Source organism: Lentzea cavernae, assembly GCF_014653695.1.
Lineage (GTDB): Bacteria > Actinomycetota > Actinomycetes > Mycobacteriales > Pseudonocardiaceae > Lentzea > Lentzea cavernae.
In genome coordinates this window covers 221782-241968 of record NZ_BNAR01000011.1, presented here as the reverse complement: position 1 = coordinate 241968, position 20187 = coordinate 221782, and the positions used below count along the sequence as shown (strand labels likewise).

Below are 20187 nucleotides of genomic sequence, written 5' to 3'. Positions count from 1 at the left end.
TGCCGCCGAACCCGTACAGAGAGCTTGCTGCTGCGATCGAGGTCCCTGAGGGAGTTGGGGCGGACACGCGATGCAGGCGCAGTTCTGCGCGCGCTCGCGGCGTCCGAACTGGTGCTTCGAGCGAATTTGAACGTCGATCGTGCATCGCTCCGGGACTGGTCTGACGCCTGCTCGAGCATCGCCACTGACATCGCGCAGCACCTGGACACCATGGAGCTGCCGACCTCACGGGAGCACAGGGCGTTGACCGACTGGGAGATCGCGACGCAGTTGGAGGTCATCCGACTGGCGGAGGGCCAGGACGCCGATGCGCTGACCCGGATCGCGGACCTGTCCGGCGCACTGCGTGACGCACTCCTGGTCGTCGCCGCTCAAGCGGTCGGGCGGGCCTGACCGGACTAGGCTTCGGTTCGTGGAGAAGCGAAACGCAGGCAGGTTGAACCGCCAGGTCGGCGTCGTGGGGCTGGGGTGCTGGCAGCTCGGCGCCGACTGGGGCGACGTGGACGAGAGCGAAGCGCTGGCCCTGCTGCACGCCGCCGCCGACACGGGTGTCGACTTCTTCGACACCGCCGACGTGTACGGCGACGGGCGCAGCGAGACTCTCGTCGGGCGGTTCCTCAAGGAGCGCAAGGACGACGGCGTTTTCGTCGCGACGAAGATGGGGCGGCGGTTGCCGGCTCAGGTCTCGGAGGGGTACAGCCGGGAGAACTTCCTCGCGTGGAACGACCGGAGTCGCCGCAACCTGGGTGTCGACACGTTGGACCTCGTGCAGCTGCACTGCCCGCCCACGGCGGTGTACAGCCGGGACGAGGTGTACGACGCGTTGGACGAAATGGTTGCGCAGCAGCGGATTGCTGCGTATGGCGTCTCGGTGGAGAAGGTCGAGGAGGCGCTGGAGGCGATCAAGCGCCCGAACGTCGCCAGCGTGCAGATCATCCTGAACGCGTTCCGGCTCAAGCCCCTCGAGGAGGTGCTGCCGAAGGCGGCCGAGGCCGGTGTCGCGATCATCGCGCGGGTGCCGCTCGCGTCCGGGTTGCTGAGCGGGAAGTACGACAAGGCGACGACGTTCGGGTCGGACGATCACCGCAACTACAACCGCAACGGTGAGGCGTTCGACGTCGGCGAGACGTTCGCCGGGGTGCCGTTCGAGGTGGGTCTGGAGGCCGTTGAGCGGCTCCGGCCGTTGGTGCCGGAAGGTGCCACGATGGCGCAGTTCGCGCTTCGGTGGATCGTGGACCAGTCCGGCGTGACGGTGGTGATTCCCGGTGCCCGCAACGTGGAGCAGGCTCGGGGCAATGCCCAGGCGGCGGATCTGCGACCGGTGGACGGGAAGGCCGTCGCAGAGGTGTACGACGAGTTGATCCGGCCGCACGTGCACGACCGGTGGTAGGTCACTCCTCGGCGAGGATGGCGTAGAGCTTGCGGCGCAGGTCGTTGTAGAGCTCGGCCGCGCGGGCCTTCTGCTCCGGGGCGCCCGCGTGGGAGATCTGTTCCATCGCGGCGCCCAGCAGGCGGACCGCGGTGCGCAGCTCGCCGTCGACCGGGTCCAGCTGGCTCTCGATGTCGTGCCAGGGCGGGGCCGTGTGCTCCGTCCTGCCGCGCTCGGTGAGGTTGAACAACTTCTTGCCTCCTTCCTCCTCCGCGGAGACGAGGCCCTCGTCGGCGAGCATCTGCAGCGTCGGGTAGACCGAGCCGGGGCTCGGGCTCCACACGCCGCCGGTGCGCCGGGCGATCTCCTGGATGATCTCGTAGCCGTGCATCGGCCGGTCTGCCAGCAGGGACAGAACGGCCGCCCGGACGTTGCCGCGCCTTTGGCGGCCGCCCCTGCCGCCGCCCCCGAAGGGTCCGCGGCGGTGCCTGTGGTGGTGCTCTCGGTGGTGTGGTTTCATCATCATGTCGTTAACGATATATCGGAACCTATCGCGATGCAACGGTCTTGTGTTGTCGAAGTTCGTGGGACACTAGATGTGCTATGACCTCGCTTCCCCTTGTCTTCGACGCGCCCAAGCGCGGCCTGCCGCCGCGCCACCTGGTCGACCTCTCGCCCGCGCAACGTGCGGAAGCCGTTGCGGCGCTGGGTGAGAAGCCCTTCCGGGCGAAGCAGCTGTCGAACCACTACTTCAGCCGTCTGACCGTCGATCCCGCCGAGATGACCGACATCCCGGCGACCACGCGCGACAAGCTCGTGGCCGACCTGATGCCGCCGTTGTTCACGGTCGTGCGCAAGGTCACCGCCGATGAGGGCACGACGGCGAAAACGCTGCTGCGCGCGCACGACGGCACGCTCATCGAGTCGGTGCTCATGCGCTACCCGGACCGCGCGACGCTGTGCATCTCGTCGCAGGCCGGTTGCGGCATGGCGTGCCCATTCTGCGCGACCGGCCAGGGCGGCCTGCAGCGCAACCTGTCGACCGCGGAGATCGTGGACCAGGTGCGCCTCGGCGCCGCCGCCATGCGCGACGGTGAGCTGCCCGGTGGTCCCGGCCGGCTGTCGAACATCGTCTTCATGGGCATGGGCGAGCCACTCGCGAACTACAAGCGCATCCTCGAGGCCGTCCACCGCATCTGCGACCCCGCGCCGGACGGCCTGGGCATCTCGCAGCGCCACGTGACGGTGTCGACGGTCGGCCTCGTGCCCGCGATCAAGAAGCTGACCGAGGAGAACCTCCAGGTCCGCCTCGCCGTGTCGCTGCACACTCCGGACGACGAGCTGCGCGACACGCTCGTGCCCGTCAACACGAAGTGGAACGTCGCCGAGGTCCTGGAGGCCGCCCGCGGCTACGCGGACAAGACCGGTCGCCGCGTGAGCATCGAGTACGCGCTGATCCGCGACATCAACGACCAGGGCTGGCGTGCCGACATGCTCGGCAAGAAGCTGCGCAAGCACCTCGGGCAGCTCGTGCACGTCAACCTGATCCCGCTGAACCCGACGCCGGGAAGCAAGTGGGACGCGTCGCCGAAGCCGGTGGAGCGGGAGTTCGTGCGGCGGGTCCGCGAGCAGGGTGTCGAGTGCACCGTGCGGGACACGCGTGGCCAGGAGATCGCGGCTGCCTGCGGTCAGCTCGCGGCCGAGGGCTGAAACCAGTCGCTGAGAAGCCTGCGGGCTTCTACCGTTCCCCCTGATGAAACTCGAGGGGGAACGCTGGCGCACGCTCGTCAGCACGGTGCGGCTGGGCAAGGACGAGTACCGCGTGGTGCGGCCTGCCCAGCCGGTGAGCCACGCGCCGTTGTTCGAGGGGTTCGAGGGCGTTGAGTCCTGTGTGGACAAGAACGCCGCACGCACCATCGCCATGGCCTGGGTGTTCGCGATGCGGTCGCCGCGCACGCTGGTGTACCTGCCGTTGCGGCAGAGCGGGAACACGGAGTGCGTCTGGAGCGACGGGCCGTTCCTCGACCTGGTGCTGATGCACCACAGCCTGGGTTTCCGGCTGTCGCGGTGGAAGGAAGTGCGCGCCAGGCTCGGTGACGGGCGGCCGCACACCGTTGTCTGCCGGGGTTTCGGGGCGGAGCCCGACCACGAGCGCCGCTACCACCGGGAGAACAGGGACCTGCTGCGCGGGGAGGTCGTGGGCGAGACCGTGTTCGTCGTCGGCAGCGCGCCCGCGTTCCACTCCGCTGGGCCCGAGTTCCAGAGGCTGGTCGAGGACGGACCCCAGTTCATGCACGAGAATCCCGGCGAACACTGCTGCGCGGAGATCACCGAGGACTTGCGCCACTGGAAGTGGCTGCACGTGTTCTACTGCGACGACCATCGCGTGCACGCCTGAAGGGGCCTCAGAATGGGCGTCTTGTACGACTACTTCGCCGCACCGTCGGACGACGCGGCCGCCACGACGGTCATCGGTGGGCCGAAGCGCCGGTTCCCGACGGTGCAGACCAAGTCACTCGATCCCGAGGTGGTGATGGGACAGCTCGAGGAGTTGCTCACCGGGCGCGCCTACGACGACGTGGCCGAGGACCCGAGGTGGGGCGACGGCATCGCGATCGAGCACGAGGGCGACGTGCTGGTCCTCACGGTCACCGACGGCCTGCGGGACGGGCTCGCGGCCGCCGATGACCTGGACGAGGTCGCGGTGAGGTGGGCCGAGGTCGAGGAACTGGACGGGTTCGACCCTGCTGTGCTCGCGGACATCCTGCACGACCTCAAAGCCCTGGCCGCCGAGGCGAAGCGCAACGGCGAACGGCTTTACTGCTGGGCGTCCGTCTAGGGCTTGACCTCGGTCAGGGCGCCGGTCGCCACGTCGAACACGAAGCCGCGCACCGAGTCCTTCACCGGCACGAACGGGTTGCCGGCGATCCGGCCGATCGACTGCCGCACGTCCTCCTCCAGGTCGTTGAACGCCTCGGCGGACCAGGAGGGCTTCACGCCGACCTCGTCCTGGATCGAGCGCTTGAAGTCGTCGTCGGTGAACGTCAGCATGCCGCAGTCGGTGTGGTGGATGAGGATGATCTCGCGGGTGCCGAGCAGGCGCTGGCTGATGGCGAGCGAACGGATCTCGTCCTCCGTCACGACGCCGCCGGCGTTGCGGATGACGTGCGCCTCGCCCTCCTGGAGCCCGAGGACGCGGTACACGTCGATGCGGGCGTCCATGCACGCCACGACGGCCACGTGCTTGGCCGGCGGCAGGGGGAGCGGACCTGAGAACTGGGCTGCGTACGAGGCGTTGTTGGCGAGCAGTTCGTCGGTCACCGACATGATTTGTGTCCTCTCACCGGAATGTATAGGTGAGCAAACTGTCGTATGCGCATACCTGCAACAGCGCCCGAAAGGTGGGAAAGGCCCCCACTCAGACACAAGCGGGGGCCGATGCAACTAGAGCTGCCAGTTCTGGTTCGCACCGCCCGTGCACGTCCAGATGTGCAGCTTCGTACCGTCAGCGGACGAGTTGCCCGCCGCGTCGAGGCACTTGCCGGACTGCGGGTTGCGCAAGGTGTTGCCGACGCGCGTCCACACCTGCGCCCCACTGCCGTTGCACGTCCAGAGGTGCACGACCGTGCCGTCGGCAACACCGGAACCGTTGACGTCCATGCACTTCCCCAAGGCGCGCAACGTGTCCCCGGCGCGTGACCACTGCTGGGCGCCGGTGCCGTTGCAGCCCCACAGCTGGATCGCCGTGCCGTCCGCGGTGCCGGAGTTGCTGATGTCGACGCACTTCCCGCCGATGCCCACGATCGCTCCGGAGCCCGACGAGGTCAGGAACTGGCTGCGCGCCACGTTCCAGCGCGTCGCCAGGTAGGAGCCCGAGGCGGGGTTGGTGTGGAAGTAGTCGTTGCCCCCGCAGTCGATCTGGTTCTCGGGTGCGCCGGGGCAGACGTTCACCAGGCCGCCGGGCGGGTTCGGGATGCCGCCGTCGTCGTAACACATGATGTCCTGGTCGTCCCAGCAGTGGCCGAACGCCGTGGAGTTCGGTGCTGAACGCTGCACGGCGCCAAGGGTGTGCAGCAGTTCGTGGGCGCTGGCCTGCCACGTCCAGCAGCCCGTTCCCACTGCGGCGTAGGAAGGTCCTGAGTTGTAGCCGTTGTCGGCGCCGGGGCGGTCGTCGCCCGGCGCGCCCCACGCCACGCCGCAGCCGCCGGAGTCGTGCCAGAACAGGTACTTGCGGTCGGTGCGGTTGTAGCCGCGTGCGGCCAGCTGGTCGGCGACGGCCGAAGGGGACGACATCGCCGACTGCGGGACGACAACGTTGTCCACCTTCGCGCGGCAGTCGGCCTGCGTCACGAAGCGCACGTGCCGGACGCCGCCGCCCAGACGTGCGGCAGCTTCGACGAAGGCGTTGTCGATCTGGTCCGCGAACGACTGGAACTGGCCCACGAGCTGTGGGTACCGGTCCGCGGACTGGTCGCCGCGCACGTACACGGCCTGAACGCGCTTGCCGCTCACACCGTCGCCGTCACACACGACGGACTGGACGGACAGGGCGGGGGAGGGCTGCCGGAACTCGTCCGGCAGGTCGTCCACGATCGGACTGAGCAGGGTCAACGCCGCCAACAACACGCTTAAAGACATGAGCAGACCGCCTTCAACGCGATGACAGGGAAGCGGTCTAGACCATCTCGAACGGTAGCGAACCCGGCACGCACTGTCAGCGGACAGAACCGGACAGGAAACCGGCCGATACGACCGTGCGGCTACCATGCGGCCTCGTGGGGGACGAAACGAGGCTGGTCGCGGGCAGATACGCGACGATCAGGGAGCTGGGCCGGGGCGGCATGGGGGTCGTCTGGCTCGCCGAGGACAGGGTCATCGGCCGGCAGGTCGCGCTCAAGGAGCTGCGGACCACCGAGACCGAGCGGGTGCTGCGGGAAGCGCGCACGGCCGGACGCCTGAACAGCCCGAACGTCGTCGGCATCTACGACGTCATCGTCGAGCACGGCGCCACGTACCTGGTCATGGAGCTCGTCGAGGCGCCCACGCTCTCCGAGGTCATGACCCGCAGGCAGCTCTCCGAGGACGAGGTCGCGGACATCGGCCTGCAGACGCTCAACGCACTCGAGGCGGCGCACGCGGCGGGCATCGTGCACCGGGACGTCAAGCCCAGCAACATCATGGTGCTGCCCGACGGACGCGTGAAGCTCGCCGACTTCGGCATCGCCCGCGCCATGGACGACCCCGGGCTGACGGCGACCGGCGGCATCATGGGCTCGCCCGGCTACATGGCACCGGAGCTGTTCGCGGGCAAGCAGCCGTCACCGGCGAGCGACCTGTGGGCGTTGGGCGCCACCATGTTCCACGCCGTCGAGGGCCGTTCGCCGTTCCAGCGCGACACGACCGCGGCCACGATGCACGCGATCATGTACGACGAGCCCGTCCTGCACCGGACCAGGGGCCCGCTCGCCGACACGATCATGGCGCTGCTGACCCAGGACGACACCCGCCGGCTCACCGCTGACCAGTTGAGGGAACGGCTGAGCGGCGCCACCACCACGGTCAAGCCTCTGGCGCCGTCCGAGCAGACCGTCGTCATCGAACCGGTCACGAGCTACGTCGCGCCGAGCACGACCCACGCGGACTGGGACGACAAACCCAAGTCGCGCAAGAAGATCGGGCTGTTCGCCGGTGCGGCGGCGGTGGTCGTGGTGATCGCGCTCGCCGCGGTCTTCCTGATCAAGCCGGAGACGCGGCAGGGTGAGGCGGCGGCCGCGCAACAGGGCCCGGCTTCCGAACAGCCGTCCTCCACGGCGGGCAGCGCGCCGTCCAGCACGGCGGCGAGCAGCAGCAGTGCCGCCCCGAGCAGCAGCGCGGCGCCGTCGTCCACCCAGGCCTCGAAATCCGCCCAGACCACGCAGCCCGCCCAGCCCCCGCAGCAGACGACGCAGCCGAAACCGCCGCGCGAGACGGTCGCGTTCTCCCGCTACCGCAACGGAAAGGGCTGGCACTACAGCGGAACGCCGAACATCGGCGTCCCGGCCGGCTTCACGGTCGAGAACACCGGCGGCCTCGGCAAGCTCCTCGCGAAGCAGGAGCCGAACACCAAACCGCTCTACAGCTGCGTCATCAACAACTCGGAAGACCGCATGACGTCGGCTTCTTCCACGTGCGAGGGGCAGCAGCGCTACGGCGGTGTGCTCGGCTACGTCTTCACCGCCAAGCCCAGCGACGTGAACACCTTGGTGCTGCACCGGTGCAACATGGGCGGGCACCACTTCGACTCGGTGGCGGGCTGCGAGGGGTACGCGCAGGAGTTCGTGCAGGGGTGGGTCCTGGCGTGATCAGCGCGCCGCGGCGGGCTCCAGCCCGATCGGATCGGCGCTGTCGAACGTCTCACGCGCCTCGGCCACGGACTCGTAGTTCTTCTGCGCCCACAACCGCAGCGCGGCCAGTGGCTCGGTGACGCTGCGCCCCAGCTCCGTCAGCTCGTACTCGACGCGCAACGGCACCGAGGGGTACACCGTGCGCGTGACGAGCCCGTCGCGTTCGAGAGTGCGCAACGTCTGGGTGAGCATCTTCTGGCTGACGCCTTCCAATCGGCGCTTCAGCTCACCGAACCGCTTGGGCCCGTCTTCGAGGTCGCCGATCACCAGCGCCGTCCACTTCGACGCGACCATGTCCAGCAGGTCGCGGCACGGACACATCTTGAGATAAACGTCCCTGATCACGCCTAGTTTCTATCAGGTACCTAGTGCACAAGATAGTGCCTGATTGCGAAAAGTGACCAGCTCTCCCATGCTGGAGGTATGCGAGCGATCACCCAGAACGAGTTCGGCGGCCCCCTCACCCTCACCGACGTCCCCAAGCCTGCGCCACTTCCGACGGAGGTGCTGGTCAGGGTGCACGCGGCAGGCGTGAACCCCGTCGACTGGAAGACGCGCGCCGGCGGCGGCATGGCGGGGCTGCAGACCTTCCCGTTCATCAACGGCTGGGACGTCTCCGGTGTGGTCGAGGAGGTCGGCTTCGGCGTCACGACCCTCAAGGCCGGCGACGAGGTCTACGGCATGCCGTGGTTCCCGCGGGCCGCGAGCGCCTACGCCGAGTACGTCACGGCGCCGTCCCGCCACTTCGCGAAGAAGCCGAAGGGCCTCACCCACGTGGAGGCCGCCGCGCTGCCGTTGGCTGCCCTCACCGCCTACCAGGTCCTGGTCGACACGGCTGACGTGCAGAAGGGGCAGAAGGTGCTGATCTCGGCCGCGGCGGGCGGTGTCGGGCACCTCGCGGTGCAGATCGCGAAGGCGCACGGCGCGTACGTCATCGGCACCGCGCGTGAGGCCAAGCACGCGTTCCTCAAGGACCTCGGCGCGGACGAGGTGGTCGACTACACGAAGAGCAACTACGAGGGCACCGACGTCGACCTGTTCGTCGACCTGGTCGGTGGCGCGTCACCGGCGCCGGTGCGGCCCGGCGGGTTGTTCGTCGGTGTGCCGTCCGGAGTGGACAGGCCGGTCCGCGACGACATCAGGACCAGCCCGGTCCTGGTCGAGCCCGACCGCGCGGGGCTGCAGGCCATCGCCGCGCTGGTCGAGTCGGGTGAGCTCAGGGTGCACGTCGACGCGACGTTCCCCCTGCAAGAGGCCGGACAAGCACATGCCCTGGGCGAGACGGGCCGCACCCAGGGCAAGATCGTGCTGGAGACCCTCTAGCGGCGCCAGGGCTTCTTGCTGCGCGCGGCGTCCCACACCAGGAAGGCGATGATCGAGACGCCGGTGGCGACGAGGAAGATGTTCTCGGTCTGACCGTGGTGGTTGCCGATCAGCATGAGGAAGCAGAAGATCGCCGAGAGCCAGCCCGCGATGCGAGTGCCCTTCGGGAACGTGCCGTGCCAGCCCCACTCGTGCGACGGCTCCTCGTGCGGGTCGACGGCAGGACGCTTGTCCAGTTCCGAGGACGTGGCCACGGTTTCCTCCACTGCTCATCCGGATTACAAGGCCATCGTCGCACATGTGGGAGAGCACGGATGTGTGAGGTCGCGCGCGCACGACTGACGGGCGGGGCCGGGCGGGTTTAGGCTCACCGCGGCCCACCCGTCCGATCCTGCGAAGGCGCCTCGACTTGACCGGCTTCTCCCCCGCCGAGGGCTCCACCCCGGACGCGTTCGCCCCCGTCGAGATCGGTCTGCACGGAGTGCGCAAGCGCTTCTCCGACCAGGTGGCGGTCGACGGCGTCTCGCTGAACGTCCACGAGGGCGAGTTCTTCTCGGTGCTCGGCCCGTCGGGCTGCGGCAAGACCACGGTGCTGCGCATGATCGCCGGGTTCCTCGACCCCGACGAGGGCCGCATCGAGCTCGACGGCAACGACATGGTGGGCGTCCCTCCCCACAAGAGGGACGTCAACACCGTCTTCCAGTCGTACGCGCTGTTCCCGCACATGTCGGTGTGGGACAACGTCGCGTATGGCCTCAAGCGCAAGAAGATCCGCGGCGACGAGCTCAAGAAGCGCGTCGGTGAGCACCTCGAGCTGGTGAGGCTGTCGCAGTTCGCCAAACGCAGGCCCGCGCAGCTCTCCGGTGGTCAGCAGCAGCGCGTGGCCATCGCCCGTGCGCTCGCCGCCGGCCCGCGGCTGCTCCTGCTGGACGAACCGCTCGGCGCGCTCGACGCCAAGCTGCGCAAGGAACTGCAGATCGAGCTGATGCGCATCCAGCGCGAGGTCGGCACGACGTTCCTCTACGTCACGCACGACCAGGAGGAGGCGCTGGTCCTCTCGCACCGCATCGCCGTGATGAACGCGGGCAGGATCGAGCAGGTCGGCTACCCGGAGGACGTCTACGAACGTCCCGCCACCCGGTTCGTCGCCGGGTTCATCGGCACGTCCAACGTCTTGCGCGCCGAGGTGTCCGGTGTGGACGGTGGGCTGGTCTCGCTGACGGCTCCCGGCGCCACGAACCTGCGCGCCAAGTTCTCCGGCAGCGTCAGTCACGGCAAGAAGGTCGCCGCGACCGTGCGGCCCGAGAAGGTGCACCTGTTCAACGAGAGCGCCGAGCCGCCCATGGGCTGGTGCGTGCTGCAGGGCGTCGTGCAGGACGTCGTCTACACGGGCGTCTCCACGCAGTTCGTGGTCGAGACGCCTAGTGGCGTGCTGACGGCGTTCGTGCAGAACGCCCAGCGCATCGACGACGCGGGCGCGCCCGGCCAGACCGTGCGGATGGCCTGGGACCCCGAGTTCACCGTGCTGCTGGAGCCGGGGGATGACTGAGCACGTCCGGATCGCCCGGCTGTGGGACGTCGGCAGCCCGCGGGTGACCCGGCGCACGATGCTGGGCTCCATGGCGTTCTTCGCGCTCGCCGCGTGCGCGGTCGGCCCGGCGCCGGAGAACACCGGCGGTCCCGGTGCGGCCGAGGCCGCGAACCTGACCGACGAGCCGAAGCTCAACTTCTACAACTGGACCGACTACATCGCGCCGGAGACGTTGCCGGGCTTCACGGCCGTCAGCGGCATCGAGGTCACGTACGACAACTTCTCCACCAACGACGAGATGGAAGCCAAGATCGCGTCCGGCCAGGCGGGCTACGACCTGGTGGTGCCGTCGGACAACTTCCTCCGCCGCTTCCTGCGGTCCGGCCTGCTGCAGCCCCTCGACCACGACGCGATCCCGAACCTGCGCAACCTCGAACCGCGGTTCGCCGAGGCCGAGTACGACCCGGGCAACCAGTACTCCGTGCCGTGGGCATGGGGCACAACGGGTCTGGCGTACTCGAAGTCGGGGATCGGCGGTGACGTCACCGGTTTCGACGCCTTCGACCTGCCGAACGCCCTGGGCCGCAGCTCGATCCTCGACGAGGCTCGCGACGGCATGGCGATCGGCCTGCTGAAGCTCGGCCACGACCCGAACACCACCGACGCGGGGCAGATCGACGACGCGGCGAACTTCCTGCTGTCGTTGAAGAAGAAGCTCGGCCAGATCACCTCGGACGTGATCGAACCGCTGACCTCCGGCCAGGTGCGGCTCGCCCAGTCGTACTCCGGCGACGCGTTCCAGGCGCGCGAGACCAACGACGACATCGGGTACGCCATTCCGGCGGAAGGCGGACTGTCCTACGTGGACCTGCTCGTCATCCCGAAGGACGCGCCGCACGCCGCGAACGCGCACCGGTTCATCGACCACGTCCTGGGCGCGGAGGCGGGGGCGGCGCTGTCCAACGCCGTCCGGTACGGCAGCCCCAACGCCGCCGCGAAGCCGTTGATCGACAAGCAGCTCCTGAACGACCCGGTCGTGTACCCGCCGGCCGACCAGCTCGCGAAGCTGCCGTTCATCAAGGACCTCGGCGGCGACGCCGAAGCGCTCTACGCCGACGCCTGGACGAAGGTCAAGACCGGCTGACCGGCATCGACTTCATCCCCCGGATCACCACCGACTCGCGGAACGTCACAGGACCGGCTTGCCTCAGCCCGGGCATGCGGCGTGCCAGCGCGCGCAACGCCACGTCGCCCTCCATGCGCGCGAGCGTCGCGCCCAGGCAGTAGTGGATGCCGCTGGAGAACGCCAGGTGCTCCGGCTTGTGCACGCGCATCACGTCGAACTTGTGCGCCTCCGGGTACACCTCGGGGTCGCGGTTGGCGGCGCCGATCAGCAGGGTCACCATCTCGTCCTTGCCGATCGCGTCGACCTGTTCGTGCGCGATCCGGCTGGTCAGCTGCACCGGCGGCGCCCACCGCAGCGTCTCCTCGACGACCGCGGGCGCGAGTTCGGGGTGGGCCTTGAAGAGCTCCCACTGGGCGGGGTGGCCGAGCAACGCCCGCGTGGCGTTGCCGATCAGGTTCACCGTGGTCTCGAAGCCCGCGACCAGCAGCAGCACCAGGGTGCCGACCATCTCCTGCGGGGTGAGCCTCTGCTCGGCCTCCGCGGCGACCAGCGAGCTGATCACGTCGTCGCCGGGTGTGCGGCGGCGTTGCGCGATGAGCCGGTCGAACAGTGCGAGCACCTGGTCGTTGGCGTTGGTGAGCTCCGGGGTGACGCCCGAGTCGAACGACGCGGCGACGAGCGCGCCGTAGTCGGCGAACTCGGCGGTGTCGGCGTCGGGGATGCCGAGCAGGTCGCTGATGACCGAGATCGGCAACGGCGCCGCGAAGTCCGCGATCAGGTCGAACTCGTCGCGGTCGAGCAACGCGTCGGCGACCTTCTCCACGCGGGCCCGGTACTCGTCGATCTTCTTCGGGCTGAACGCCGGCGTCGCGAGTCTGCGCAGCCGGGTGTGGTCCGGCGGGTCGAGCTCGAGGAACGACTCGGGCAGCAGGCTCGCGTTGGCCGGATAGCTGCCGTCGGCGAACCGGACGCCGAACCGCCGGTCGCGCAGGATCTTGTTCGCCAGCGGGTGGCTGGTCGTGACCAGCACGCCGTTGTCGCGCGTCAGCGGCCCCTGCGCGCGCAGCCGTTCGTAGATCGGATGCGGGTCTTCATGCCCGGTCAGCTGATCCAGCACTGCCTACCCCCTCGAACACCGTGGTGAGCACGAACCGGGGAGCGTCCAGCGGCGCGAGACGGCCGTCGCTGATCGCCTCCCAGGCGTTGAAGAGCCCGGCGTAGGCGGTCTGGAGGATCCACCACGCGGGCAGGTCGCGGCGCAGCTTCGTGCCCTGCAGCCGGGTGATCATGTCGAGCACGGGCCGGTCCATCTCGCGGATGCGGGCGGCCAGTTCCTCGTCCCGTTCGAGGCCGGGGAAGCGGAGCAGGAACTCCACGCGCGGGCCGAGTGCGACCAGGCGCGTGATCAGGTCCTCGAGTCCGTCCTCGCCGTCGAAGTCGACCTGGCTCGCCACCGAGTGGATCAGGTCGAGCGCCTCGTTCGCGACCGCGCGGACCAGGTCCGTCCTGGTCGGGAAGCGCTTGTGGAGTGTGGTCCTGCCGACACCGGCCGCCCGTGCGACGTCGCCGAGGGACGCCGTCGGGTCCTTGAGCAGCACGGACGTCGCCGTCTGCAGCAGGTGAACACTCATGTTCACAACGGTACATGAATGTTCAGGCTCTAGCATGTCGCTTCGTGCTCCGACGCTGGCTGAAGGCCAACGCCCTCCTCGCTCCGACCGGGCTCTGGCTGGGGTTCTTCCTGATCGCGCCGCTCGTCGTGGTCGTCGAGTTCAGCTTCGCGACGCGGCACACCGGTGTCGCCCGCGCGGTGCTGCCGTGGACGACCCGGGCCTACCTGACGGCGCTGGACCCGGCGTTCCTGCCGATCTTCGGGCGGACCCTGCTCTACGCCGGCGCCACGACCGTCGCGTGTCTGCTGCTCGGCTTCCCGCTGGCGTGGTTCATCGCGCGGTACGGCGGGCGTTACCGGACGGCGCTGCTCGCCGCGGTGCTGATCCCGTTCTGGTCGAGCTACCTCGCGCGGATCTACGCCTGGAAGGCGCTGCTCGACGGCGAGGGGCTCGTGAACACCGTGCTCGGGTGGGCCGGACTGGACCGCGACGGCGGGTTCCTGCTGACCAACGGCGCTGTCGTGCTCGGCCTGACCTACGGCTTCCTGCCGTTCATGGTGCTGCCTCTTTACGTGGCGTGCGAACGGTTCGACGTGCGGTTGATGGAGGCGTCGTACGACCTCGGGCACGGGCGTGTGTCGACGTTCTTCCGCGTGGTGCTGCCGGGGGTGATGAGCGGGGTGCTGGCCGGGTCGTTGCTCGTGCTGGTGCCCGCGGCCGGTGACTTCGTGACGCCGAAGCTGCTCGGTGGCGTCGACCAGTCGACGTTCGGGTCGGTGATCGACGACCAGTTCCGGGGTGGCAACAACTGGCCGCTGGGGTCGGCGATGGCCGTGTTGCTGCTCGTGCTGGTGGTGTTCGTGCTCGCGCTGCGCGGACGGCGTGGGGAGGACGTGCTGTGAACCGTCGTCCGTGGGCGCTCGGCGCCGTCGTGGCCCTGGTGTTCCTGTTCTTGTACGCACCGATCGCGTGGCTCGCCATCGCGTCGTTCAACTCGTCGCGGTCGTTGTCGCGCATCAGCGGGTTCTCGCTGCAGTGGTACTCGGAGCTTGCCGACGACACGCGCGTGTTCGCTTCTCTGCAACTGTCCGTGCAACTGGCGTTGGCGTCGGCGGTGATCTCGACGGTCATCGGGACGTTGGCGGCGTTCGGGCTGCGGCGGGCGTTCCCCGGACGTGGGCTGTGGACGGTGCTGCTGTCGTTGCCGCTCGTGGTGCCCGAGGTCGTCATGGGCGTCGCGATGCTGGGGTTCTTCATGAAGCTCGCCGGTGTGCCACTGGGGTTCGGGGCGCTGCTGTGCGCGCACGTGGCGTTCTCGCTGAGCTTCGTGGTCGTGGTGGTGCGGTCGCGGGTCTCCGGGATGGACGTGCGGATGGAGGAGGCCGCCGCCGACCTCGGGGCGTCGCCCTTCGTGGCGTTCCGGACGGTGACGCTGCCGCTGGTGGCGCCCGCGGTGGCGGCGGGTGCGGCGTTCGCGTTCCTGCTGTCGTTCGACGACGTGGTGATCTCGTCGTACCTGACCGGGGTCGGCTCGACGACGCTGCCGGTGTTCGTCTACGCGCAGGCTTCCAAGCGCGGGATCTCACCGGAGGTCGTGGCCTTGTCGACCTTGATGGTGACGGCGACCGCGCTGCTGCTGATCATCGGCGTGGTCATCGCGTCCTGGCGGGCCCGTCGTGCTGGATCAGCCGCGAAGCTGGCTGTGTAGTCAACTTTCGTCGCTGGAATTCGATACTCCAGCGTGCCGCGCGGACATGGGACGTCTCGTAGCTTGAAAGCGTGATTACTGCTGTGCGGACCAGGGCCGAGGCGTTCCGCGCCGACACCCTGGCCCGGCTCCGTGGGCTGACCGTGGTGCGGCTGGTCGGTGACCTGATCGTCATGCTCGCCGCGGTCCTGCTGGACGTCTGGCCCGGACCGTGGGCCGAGAGCAGGGCGTCGGGCTGGGCGCTCGTGGGCGTCTTCGCCGTGTACGTGGTGCTGCTGCCGTTGCGGCACCTGCTGCCGGCGACGGTCATGATCGGCGGTGCGGCGATCCCGTTCCTCGGGCCCGCGATGATGGTCGTGCTGAGCTACACGGCGGGCCGCCGGATCGAGTCGTGGGTCAAGGCGGTGGCGTCGACGACGCTCACGTTCGTCGTCGTGGCGCTGCTGTGGGACTGGGAGGCGCGCCCGCTCGAGATCGAGCCCGTCTACGGGATGCTCATCCTGATCACGATCTTCGGCGTGGGCGTGGCGCTGCCGTTCCTCGTCGGCCGGTACCTGGCGCAGCGCGAGGCGCTGGTGCAGGCCATGCAGGACCGCGAGACGCGCATGCGCGGTGAGCACAAGCTGTTGTCGCGGCAGGTCCGGTTGCGCGAGCGCAGCCGCATCGCCCAGGACATGCACGACAGCCTCGGCCACCGGCTGTCGCTGATCTCCGTGCACGCCGGCGCGCTGGCCCTGGACCCGTCGCTGGGGGACAAGCAGCGCGAGGCGATCGGGGTGCTGCGCTCGGCGGCGTTGACCGGCATGGGGGAGCTGCGGGCGATCATCGGCGTTCTGCGGGCCGAGGACGGTCCCGACGACGACCCGGCGACACGCACCGCGGAGTCCATCGACTCGTTGGTCGCCGACGCGCGCAAGGCCGGTGTTCTGGTCAGTCTCGTGCGCGGCGGACAAGCACACCCGTTGCCGTCACGTGTCTCTCACGCCGCCTATCGCGTCGCACAGGAGGGCCTGACCAACGCCGCCAAGCACGCGCCGGGCGCCGCCGTGCAGGTGACGGTGAAGTACGAGCCGGATGCCCTGGTCGTGGAGGTGCGCAACAACCCGTCGCGCAACGGCTCGACCGCCGGCGCTCCGGGAGTGGGGTTGATCGGCCTCACCGAACGCGTGCGCGTGGCCGGCGGGATCCTGCACGTCGGCGCGCTGCCGTCCGGTGGGTTCCGGATCGCCGCCGTCCTGCCCTACGAGGAGACCCCGCTCCCGGACGAGCCCGAGGACGAGCACGAGGAGGCGGAGTCCCCGCGCGGCATCCGCAAGTGGGCGGGCGTCGGTTCCATCGCGGGCGCGTCCCTGGTGCTGACGATCATCATCGGCGGCTTCACCTACCTCGGCTCGCAGCCGGTGACCGAGGTCGTGTCGCAGGAGAACCTCGACCGCATCCAGGAGGGCCAGTCCGAGGCCGACGTGCTCGGGCTGCTCCCGGCGGGCGACGAACCCCTGGTCGCCGACGGCGAGCGCAAGTCGCAGGCGTCCCCCGAACCGCCGGGCGCCCGCTGCGTCTACCACATCACCGACGAGCAGTCGTACCTCGCGAAGGGCACCAGGGTGGTGCGCTTCTGCTTCCGAGACGGCAAGCTGGTCGAGAAGAAGATCCACGTGCAGAGGACAGGTCAATGATCCGGGTGCTCATCGCCGACGACGAGCCGCTGATGCGTGCGGGCATCAAGGCCATCCTCGGCACCGCCGACGACATCGAGCTCGTGGCGGAGGCGGGGGACGGCCGCGAAGCCCTGCAGATCGTGCGCGAGCGCCGCGTCGACGTGGCCGTGCTCGACATCCGCATGCCCCGCATGGACGGCCTCGCGTGCGCCAAGGAGCTGCGGGTCGTGGCGCCTTCGGTGCGGGTCGTGATGCTCACGACGTTCGGCGAGGACGACAACATCGTGCGCGCGCTGTCCGACGGTGCCGCGGGCTTCCTGCTCAAGGACTCCGCGCCCGAGGAACTGCTTCGCGCCGTGCGTGCGGTCAACAACGGCGAGGCGTATCTGTCGCCGATGGTCACGTCACGCGTGGTCGGCATGGTGGCGACGTCCGGCCAGCCGAAGCGGCAGGAGGCGCAGAAGGCCGTCGAGGGGCTGACCGACCGCGAGGTCGAGGTGCTCGCGCTGCTCGGGCAGGGCATGTCGAACGCCGACGTCGGCGCGAAGCTGCACATGTCCGAGGCGACGGTGAAGACGTACGTGTCGCGGTTGCTGGCGAAGCTGGGGCTGACGAACCGGGTGCAGGCGGCGTTGCTGGCGCGGGACGCGGGCATCGCGAACTGACCGCGGACACGCGAAGGGCCGTCCGGGTGACACCCGGACGGCCCTTGAGCGTGAGCGGCTACGCGTGACTGCGTCGACCCGTCACCAGGCGGTAGATGCCCAGCAGGATCAACGATCCGACGATGGCCAGCAGCCACGTGCGAAGATCGAAGAACGAGCCCAGATCGGTCCCGAACACAGCGGATCCGATGAATCCGCCCAGGATCGCGCCAACGATGCCGATCAGCATCGTGATGATGATTCCGCCCGGGTCCTTGCCCGGCATGATCGCCTTGGCGATGGCTCCGGCCAGGAGGCCGAGCACGATCCATCCGAGGATGCCCACCGAGAGTCTCCTTCCAACGACTTGACGAAGCTGGAATGCCCTCGATCCGGCGACTTCACACCTCCAAAACCACTCCGTTATCAAAGTAACGGGCTGTGCCGAGGCTCTCAGGCACTCTCCGGAACAATGAGGGGCGATGAGTACTCCACGCACTGTCCTGATCCTGGGGTCGACCGGCTCGGTCGGCACCCAGGCGCTCGACGTCATCCGGCGCAACCGGGACCGCTTCGAGGTCGTCGGGCTCGGCGCGGGCGGACGTCAGCTCGACCTGCTCGAGCAGCAGGCCGCAGAGTTCGACGTGAAGACCGTGGCCGTGGCCAACGGTGCCGACGTGCCCGGTGTCAGGACGCTGACCAGCATGGTCGACCTGATCGAGGCGTGTCCCGCGGACGTCGTCCTCAACGGCATGGACGGGTCCAGGGGGCTGGAGCCGTCGCTCAAGGTCCTCGAGACCGGGGCCATTCTCGCCCTCGCGAACAAGGAGTCGCTCATCGCGGGCGGGCCGCTCGTGCTCGGGGCGGCGAAGCCCGGCCAGATCGTGCCGGTCGACTCCGAGCACTCCGCGCTCGCGCAGTGCCTTCGCGGTGGAACTCAGAACGAGGTGCACAAACTCGTTCTGACGGCATCGGGCGGGCCATTTCGGGGGAAAAGCCGCAAAGAGCTCGAAACGGTCACCGTGCAGCAGGCGATGGCGCACCCGACGTGGTCGATGGGACAGGTCGTCACCATCAACTCGGCGAACCTCGTCAACAAGGGCCTGGAGCTGATCGAGGCGCACCTGCTGTTCGGGGTGCCCTACGACCGGGTCGACGTCGTGGTGCACCCGCAGTCCATCATCCACTCGATGGTGACCTTCACGGACGGCTCGACGCTCGCGCAGGCGTCGCCTCCGGACATGCGGCTGCCGATCTCGCTGGGGCTGGGGTGGCCCGAGCGCGTCGCGGGCGCGGCGCCCGCCTGTACCTTTGACACCGCCACCTCGTGGACGTTCGAACCGCTGGACAGCGTCACGTTCCCGGCGGTCGAGCTCGCGCGGCAGGCAGGCACCGCTGGTGGATGCCTCCCTGCCATCTACAACGCCGCGAACGAGGAGGCACTCGCCTCCTTCGTCGCCGGCCACACGTCGTTCCTGTCGATCGTGGACACCATCGGCCAGGTTCTCGGCGAGGCAGACGAATGGCACGACGACCCCGCGGACGTCGCGGAGGTCCTGGCCGCCGAGGACTGGGCACGCGCACGTGCCCGCGAGCTGGTTGGAAGGAACTGAGCTTTCCGTGAACACATTCATCAACATCCTCGGGGTGCTGCTGTTCGCGACCGGCATCGCGGTGTCCATCGCGCTGCACGAGTTCGGGCACCTGCTGACCGCGAAGGCCTTCGGCATGAAGGTCACCCGCTACTTCATCGGCTTCGGCCCGAAGCTCTTCTCGTTCCGCAAGGGCGAGACCGAGTACGGCCTGAAGGCGATCCCGGCCGGCGGCTTCTGCGAGATCACCGGCATGACCGCGCTCGACGAGGTGCACCCCGACGACCGCAAGCGCGCCTTCTACAACCAGAAGGTGTGGAAGCGCGTCGTCGTCCTGGCGGCGGGCTCGATCACGCACTTCATCGTCGGCTTCATCATCCTGCTGTTCCTCGCCATGTCGCTCGGCCTGCCCAACAACAAGGACCTGCCGGTCCTCGCCGAGATCACGCCGTGCGTGCAGGACCACACCGTCGGCCTCACCGCGCCGTGCCAGCCCGGCGCCCCGGCCCCGGCCAAGGACGCGGGCCTGCAGCCCGGCGACGAGGTCACGGCCATCGCCGGCAAGCCGATCTCGACGTGGTCGGAGATGCTCAAGGTCACCCGCGACCTGAGCGGCCCGACCGAGTTCAAGGTGCTGCGCGGCGGCAAGGAGCAGACGCTCACGGTGAACGTGCCGCAGGTCACCCGCGAGGTGCTCGACGGCAAGGGCGGCCGCGAGGTCAAGGAGGTCGGCGCCATCGGCGTCACCTGGCAGCAGAACTTCGAGTACAGCCCGCTCGCCGCGGTGCCCGCCTCGATCGCGTTCACCGGCGACATGTTCGTGAACACCTGGAAGGGCCTCATGCGCTTCCCGGAGCGCATCCCGGCCGTGGTCAAGGCCATCGGCGGCGGCGAGCGCGACCTGGACACGCCCATCTCGGTGGTCGGTGCGTCACGACTGGGTGGTGACGCGGCCGAACGCGGCCTGTGGGCGTTCTTCATCCTTATGCTCGCGGGCCTGAACTTCTTCGTCGGTGTGTTCAACCTCCTGCCCCTGCTCCCGCTTGACGGTGGTCACATCGCCGTCAACCTCTACGAACGGGTGCGAGACTGGTTGAGGAAGCTGCGCGGGAAGCCCGCCGGCGCCCCGGTCAACTACATGCGCCTGTTGCCGCTCACCTACGTGGTCATCTTCATCGGCGGCGCCATCACGCTGCTGACCGTGACCGCCGACATCGTCAACCCGATCAGGTTGCAATAA

The 20187-nt window shown here is 68.9% G+C and carries 23 protein-coding genes; 15 read left to right on the top strand and 8 right to left on the bottom strand.

The features are described 5' to 3' along the window. Window positions 1-210 precede the first annotated feature (210 nt). Both IE307_RS31635 and IE307_RS31630 read left to right on the top strand, forming a co-directional pair. Window positions 211-393, top strand: a complete 183-nt coding sequence (locus tag IE307_RS31635; RefSeq protein WP_191303038.1) for a hypothetical protein — start codon at window positions 211-213, stop codon at window positions 391-393. A 19-nt stretch (window positions 394-412) separates the two neighbouring features. Further along, window positions 413-1390 carry an aldo/keto reductase gene (locus IE307_RS31630; RefSeq protein WP_191303037.1) on the top strand — a complete coding sequence of 326 codons (978 nt, stop codon included), beginning with the start codon at window positions 413-415 and terminating at the stop codon, window positions 1388-1390. A 1-nt stretch (window position 1391) separates the two neighbouring features. On the opposite strand, the gene IE307_RS31625 is transcribed toward IE307_RS31630, so the two are convergent. After that, window positions 1392-1895 (bottom strand): PadR family transcriptional regulator, encoded by a 504-nt coding sequence (locus IE307_RS31625; protein WP_191303036.1) that lies wholly within the window; start codon window positions 1893-1895, stop codon window positions 1392-1394. A 77-nt stretch (window positions 1896-1972) separates the two neighbouring features. Here IE307_RS31625 and rlmN point away from each other — a divergent pair, with 77 nt between their 5' ends. Genes rlmN through IE307_RS31610 form a run of 3 tightly spaced genes read left to right on the top strand, consistent with a single transcriptional unit; the run spans window position 1973 to window position 4208 of the window. Next, window positions 1973-3079 carry a dual-specificity RNA methyltransferase RlmN gene (gene rlmN, locus IE307_RS31620; protein ID WP_191303035.1) on the top strand — a complete coding sequence of 369 codons (1107 nt, stop codon included), beginning with the start codon at window positions 1973-1975 and terminating at the stop codon, window positions 3077-3079. A 43-nt stretch (window positions 3080-3122) separates the two neighbouring features. Beyond that, on the top strand, window positions 3123-3767 hold the full coding sequence (locus IE307_RS31615; RefSeq protein ID WP_191303034.1) for a hypothetical protein: 645 nt from the start codon (window positions 3123-3125) through the stop codon (window positions 3765-3767). A 12-nt stretch (window positions 3768-3779) separates the two neighbouring features. Further along, window positions 3780-4208: a hypothetical protein gene (locus IE307_RS31610; protein ID WP_191303033.1), complete on the top strand. Its 429-nt coding sequence runs from the start codon at window positions 3780-3782 to the stop codon at window positions 4206-4208. Here IE307_RS31610 and IE307_RS31605 read toward each other — a convergent pair. Together IE307_RS31605 and IE307_RS31600 are read right to left on the bottom strand one after the other, a co-directional pair. Beyond that, window positions 4205-4696, bottom strand: a complete 492-nt coding sequence (locus IE307_RS31605) for a beta-class carbonic anhydrase (RefSeq protein ID WP_191303032.1) — start codon at window positions 4694-4696, stop codon at window positions 4205-4207. The genes IE307_RS31610 and IE307_RS31605 overlap by 4 nt on opposite strands. 117 nt (window positions 4697-4813) lie before the next feature. Further along, the gene (locus IE307_RS31600; protein WP_191303031.1) at window positions 4814-6007 is read right to left on the bottom strand and encodes an RICIN domain-containing protein; all 1194 of its coding nucleotides are present in this window, start codon (window positions 6005-6007) and stop codon (window positions 4814-4816) included. Window positions 6008-6144: 137 nt separating this feature from the next. Between IE307_RS31600 and IE307_RS31595 the strand changes: the two genes are divergently transcribed. After that, a complete protein-coding gene (locus IE307_RS31595) occupies window positions 6145-7710 on the top strand; it encodes a serine/threonine-protein kinase (RefSeq protein WP_229905251.1) in 1566 nt (521 codons plus the stop codon). Here the strand turns inward: IE307_RS31595 and IE307_RS31590 are convergent, their stop codons facing one another. Beyond that, window positions 7711-8073, bottom strand: a complete 363-nt coding sequence (locus tag IE307_RS31590; RefSeq protein WP_191303113.1) for a winged helix-turn-helix transcriptional regulator — start codon at window positions 8071-8073, stop codon at window positions 7711-7713. A gap of 102 nt (window positions 8074-8175) precedes the next feature. On the opposite strand from IE307_RS31590, the gene IE307_RS31585 reads away from it, so the two are divergent. After that, a complete protein-coding gene (locus tag IE307_RS31585; RefSeq protein ID WP_191303030.1) occupies window positions 8176-9075 on the top strand; it encodes an NADP-dependent oxidoreductase in 900 nt (299 codons plus the stop codon). Here the strand turns inward: IE307_RS31585 and IE307_RS31580 are convergent. Further along, entirely contained in the window at window positions 9072-9329 is a 258-nt protein-coding gene (locus tag IE307_RS31580) for a DUF2631 domain-containing protein (RefSeq protein WP_191303029.1), read from the bottom strand. The two genes, IE307_RS31585 and IE307_RS31580, sit on opposite strands and share 4 nt — an antisense overlap. Window positions 9330-9484: 155 nt before the next feature. Between IE307_RS31580 and IE307_RS31575 the strand changes: the two genes are divergently transcribed. Together IE307_RS31575 and IE307_RS31570 are read left to right on the top strand one after the other, a co-directional pair. Further along, window positions 9485-10624, top strand: a complete 1140-nt coding sequence (locus IE307_RS31575; RefSeq protein ID WP_191303028.1) for an ABC transporter ATP-binding protein — start codon at window positions 9485-9487, stop codon at window positions 10622-10624. Beyond that, window positions 10617-11750 (top strand): polyamine ABC transporter substrate-binding protein, encoded by a 1134-nt coding sequence (locus tag IE307_RS31570; protein ID WP_191303027.1) that lies wholly within the window; start codon window positions 10617-10619, stop codon window positions 11748-11750. Before IE307_RS31575 ends, IE307_RS31570 begins: the two co-directional genes overlap by 8 nt. Here IE307_RS31570 and IE307_RS31565 read toward each other — a convergent pair. Together IE307_RS31565 and IE307_RS31560 are read right to left on the bottom strand one after the other, a co-directional pair. Then, the gene (locus tag IE307_RS31565) at window positions 11737-12849 is read right to left on the bottom strand and encodes a cytochrome P450 (RefSeq protein WP_191303026.1); all 1113 of its coding nucleotides are present in this window, start codon (window positions 12847-12849) and stop codon (window positions 11737-11739) included. The two genes, IE307_RS31570 and IE307_RS31565, sit on opposite strands and share 14 nt — an antisense overlap. Continuing rightward, window positions 12824-13363 carry a TetR/AcrR family transcriptional regulator gene (locus tag IE307_RS31560; RefSeq protein WP_191303025.1) on the bottom strand — a complete coding sequence of 180 codons (540 nt, stop codon included), beginning with the start codon at window positions 13361-13363 and terminating at the stop codon, window positions 12824-12826. The genes IE307_RS31565 and IE307_RS31560 overlap by 26 nt, the downstream gene beginning before the upstream one ends. A 44-nt stretch (window positions 13364-13407) precedes the next feature. Here IE307_RS31560 and IE307_RS31555 point away from each other — a divergent pair, with 44 nt between their 5' ends. The 4 genes from IE307_RS31555 (at window position 13408) to IE307_RS31540 (ending at window position 17376) form a co-directional block, all read left to right on the top strand. Next, the gene (locus IE307_RS31555) at window positions 13408-14247 is read left to right on the top strand and encodes an ABC transporter permease (protein ID WP_229905250.1); all 840 of its coding nucleotides are present in this window, start codon (window positions 13408-13410) and stop codon (window positions 14245-14247) included. Further along, window positions 14244-15053 carry an ABC transporter permease gene (locus IE307_RS31550; RefSeq protein WP_191303023.1) on the top strand — a complete coding sequence of 270 codons (810 nt, stop codon included), beginning with the start codon at window positions 14244-14246 and terminating at the stop codon, window positions 15051-15053. The genes IE307_RS31555 and IE307_RS31550 overlap by 4 nt, the downstream gene beginning before the upstream one ends. 71 nt (window positions 15054-15124) lie before the next feature. Continuing rightward, the gene (locus IE307_RS31545; protein ID WP_191303022.1) at window positions 15125-16729 is read left to right on the top strand and encodes a sensor histidine kinase; all 1605 of its coding nucleotides are present in this window, start codon (window positions 15125-15127) and stop codon (window positions 16727-16729) included. Then, window positions 16726-17376: a response regulator gene (locus tag IE307_RS31540; protein ID WP_191303021.1), complete on the top strand. Its 651-nt coding sequence runs from the start codon at window positions 16726-16728 to the stop codon at window positions 17374-17376. The genes IE307_RS31545 and IE307_RS31540 overlap by 4 nt, the downstream gene beginning before the upstream one ends. Before the next feature lie 58 nt (window positions 17377-17434). On the opposite strand, the gene IE307_RS31535 is transcribed toward IE307_RS31540, so the two are convergent. After that, window positions 17435-17701, bottom strand: a complete 267-nt coding sequence (locus IE307_RS31535) for a GlsB/YeaQ/YmgE family stress response membrane protein (RefSeq protein WP_191303020.1) — start codon at window positions 17699-17701, stop codon at window positions 17435-17437. A 136-nt stretch (window positions 17702-17837) separates the two neighbouring features. Between IE307_RS31535 and dxr the strand changes: the two genes are divergently transcribed. Further along, window positions 17838-18968 carry a 1-deoxy-D-xylulose-5-phosphate reductoisomerase gene (gene dxr, locus IE307_RS31530; protein WP_191303019.1) on the top strand — a complete coding sequence of 377 codons (1131 nt, stop codon included), beginning with the start codon at window positions 17838-17840 and terminating at the stop codon, window positions 18966-18968. Between the two features lie 7 nt (window positions 18969-18975). Further along, entirely contained in the window at window positions 18976-20187 is a 1212-nt protein-coding gene (locus IE307_RS31525) for a M50 family metallopeptidase (RefSeq protein ID WP_229905249.1), read from the top strand.